The organism is Sphingobium sp., from assembly GCF_041987595.1.
In the GTDB taxonomy this organism is placed as follows: domain Bacteria; phylum Pseudomonadota; class Alphaproteobacteria; order Sphingomonadales; family Sphingomonadaceae; genus Sphingobium.
Genome location: NZ_JBHIWJ010000189.1, coordinates 1 through 3,120, shown reverse-complemented (window position 1 = coordinate 3,120; position 3,120 = coordinate 1). Strand labels below are relative to the sequence as shown.

Sequence of the window (3,120 nt, the reverse complement as noted above, 5' to 3'; positions counted from 1 at the left end):
GCAGGACGTGCGCGGCTATGTCGACCGCTGCCCGCATATGGGGCTGCCGCTGGCGATGCGGGGCGTGCGTTGCACCGGCTTCCACTCCGCGCCAGCCTGCTCGCCGACCCGCGCCATGCTGCTGACCGGCACCGACCCGCACATTGCCGGCATCGGCACCATGCTGGAGGTCGCGGACCCGTCCTTTACCGGCGCGCCGGGATATGAGGGCTATCTGAACGGGCGGGTGGTGACGGTCAGCGAAACGCTTCAGGCGGCGGGCTGGCACACGATGATGTCGGGCAAATGGCATCTGGGGGATACTGACGGCAGCCGACCGCATGCGCGCGGTTTCGATCGGTCCTTTGCGATGATGCCCGCAGGCGGCAGCCATTATGCCGGAGCCGGGGTGAACAGCTTCTCGACGGTCGACGCCGTCTACAGGGAGGACGGGGCGCTGGTGACCAGCCTGCCGGAAGATTATTATTCTTCGGACTATTTTGCGACGCGGCTGATCGATTTCCTGGGGGATCGGCCACGCGACAGACCGTTCTTTGCCTATCTGCCGTTCAGCGCTCCCCATTGGCCGCTGCATGCGCCGCGCGGCGATGTCGATCGCTATCGCGGCCGCTATGACGCCGGGCCGGAAGCGCTGCGCGCGGAGCGGCTCGCAGCCATGCGGGCGAACGGCCTTTGCCCCGCCGACGCCCCCGTGCATCCCTTCGCCGGGGGCACGCCCTGGGAGGAGATACCGGAAGAAGACCGGGCCTGGTCGGCGCGGACGATGGAGGTTTATGCCGCCATGGTGTCGCGCATGGACCATGCCGTCGGCCGGGTGATCGATCATCTGCGGGCATCGGGCGATCTTGACGACACGATCATCCTGTTCCTGTCGGATAATGGAGCGGAAGGCGCCATGGTCGAGGCGATGCCGATCGTCGGCCCGATCATCGCCGCGCAGATCGACCGCCATTTCGACAACAGCATCGACAATCTCGGCACGCCGACAAGCTGCTGCTGGTATGGTCCGCGCTGGGCGCAGGCGGCGACCGCGCCCTGCCGCCTGCACAAATCCTTCACGACCGAAGGCGGCATTCGCGTCCCCTTCTTCGCCTGCGGGCCGGGTGTCGCAGGCGACGGAAGGATCAGCCACGCCTTCGCCACGGCCATGGACATTCCGGCGACGCTGCTGGACTGGGCGGGGGTCGCTCATCCCGCGCGCCGGCACGGACGGGACGTCGAGCCTATGCGCGGGGCATCGCTGGCGCGGCATCTGCGCGGCGAGGCGGACGCCGTCCACGGACCGCATGTCGAAACCGGATGGGAATTGTTCGGCCGCCGGGCGATCCGCAGGGGGCCATGGAAGGCGCTGTGGATTCGAGAACCCGAAGGCGCCGGCAGGTGGCAGCTTTATGACGTCGAGCGCGATCCGGGAGAGACGCAGGACCGTGCAGATGACGAACCGCAACTGCTGCGCGAACTGATCGGCGCCTGGGACCGTTATGCGGCATCCTGCGGCGTGGTTGACGGGCCGGTCAGTCTGTTCGAAACCCACGGTCCATGATCGACGACACCGACCGCGCACCGAGGGCGCAATTGACCCGCCAGCACGTCATGCTGATCCTGCTGCTGGCGGGGGTCGTCATGTTCGAAGGCTTCGACATCAGCGCGACCAGCGTGGTCCTTCCCTATGTCGCCAGGGATTTCGGCATATCCAACAGCGGCCTGGGCAATGCGCTGGCCGTGATCGCGCTGGGGTCCATCGCGGCATGGCTGCTGCTGCGTCTGGCCGATCGGTTCGGCCGCCGTCCACTGCTGCTGCTGGCAGCGGCCGGCTTTTCGCTGGGGTCGCTCGCCACCGTCGCGGCGACCGGGATCAATTCCTATACCGGCATCCAGTTCGTGACGCGGGCGCTGCTGGTGACGCAGATCGCCATGGCCTATCTGGTGCTGAGCGAAACCCTGCCGCCGCATCTGCGAGGCCGGGCCAACGGCCTGCTCGGCGCGATGGGCAGTTTCGGCGCGGCATTGCCCTTCGTGGCGATCGGCCCGGCGCTGGAAACGCCGCTGGGCTGGCGGCTGCTGTTCGTCCTTGGGGCGGCGCCCCTGCTGCTGATGCCGCTGCTGCTGTGGAAACTCCGCGAAACCCCCGTCTGGCTCGCCACGCGGCAGCAGGGGAACGTGGAGCGCAGTTCAGCGATGGGGGAATTACGGCAGCTGTGGCATCCCCGGCTGCGGCGCTCCTTCGTCGCAATGAGCGCATTGTGGCTCATCATCAACTTCACCAGTTCGGTCAGCAGCCTGTTTTTCACCCTATACGTCGTCAAGGAACGGGGTTGGCCTGCGGCGGATTTCGGCCGCATCGCGCCGTTCGGACTGGCGGGGGCCTTTCTGGGCTATATTCTGGCCGGGCTGCTGGCGGACGCGATCGGACGGCGCAGGACCATGTGCCTGTTCATGGCGCTGCTGGGAGCCTTCACGCTTGGCTGCTATTCCTCGACCGGCTGGATCGCGATCGCCGCGAGTTTCATCGGTCTGCAAGCGATGCTGGGCGTGTGGGTGGTCGCCTACACGATCAACAGCGAGCTTTTCCCCACCCACCTGCGCGGCGCGGCCAATGGGTGGTGCCATAACCTGATCGGCCGCTGGGGGGTGGTGGTGGCGCCCGCGCTGCTGGGCGCGTTGAGCAGCCGACTGGGCAGCATCGGCGCAGCGGCGGCTCTGTTGGGCATCGGCGCCTGGATCGCGATCCCGCTGATCTGGTTCCTGATCCCGGAAACCCGCGCCCGCAATCTGGACGAAATGCGCGCCTGAGCCGACGGCGCGATCAGTGCCGCGTGGCATTCCTGCTGCGCCATTCCCGCGGCGACAGGCCGAACCGCCGCGCAAAGGCGCTCGCGAAACTGCCGGGATGGCTGTAGCCCAGCAGCGCGGAGACCTGCTTGATCGAAACCCCCTCCTGTTCCAGCAGGCGGGTGGCGCGATCGAACATGGCCCGTTCGACCCATTCCATGACCGTCAGCCCCGTCCGCACCTTGAAGGCCCGCATGAAATGCCGCCGCCCGAGGCCGCAGAGCGCCGCCAGTTCCGGGACGCCCGGCGACGGCAATGCTTCATCGGCAAGCCGGTCGGCGATCTGCC

General features: G+C 67.5%; 3 protein-coding genes. 2 read left to right on the top strand and 1 reads right to left on the bottom strand.

The features are described 5' to 3' along the window. Both ACFC3J_RS22595 and ACFC3J_RS22590 read left to right on the top strand, forming a co-directional pair. The coding region (locus ACFC3J_RS22595) for an arylsulfatase (RefSeq protein WP_375198161.1) at positions 1-1,543 on the top strand (1,543 nt) is incomplete at its 5' end. Further along, entirely contained in the window at positions 1,540-2,793 is a 1,254-nt protein-coding gene (locus tag ACFC3J_RS22590) for an MFS transporter (protein ID WP_375198160.1), read from the top strand. The genes ACFC3J_RS22595 and ACFC3J_RS22590, both read left to right, overlap by 4 nt. Before the next feature lie 13 nt (positions 2,794-2,806). Here the strand turns inward: ACFC3J_RS22590 and ACFC3J_RS22585 are convergent. After that, on the bottom strand, positions 2,807-3,120 hold a 314-nt coding region (locus ACFC3J_RS22585), incomplete at its 5' end, for a helix-turn-helix domain-containing protein (RefSeq protein ID WP_375198159.1).

Coding starts and splice junctions, on each gene's coding strand:
- ACFC3J_RS22590 (WP_375198160.1), top strand. CDS start 1,540: ATGATCGACGACACCGACCGCGCACCGAGGGCGCAATTGACCCGCCAG.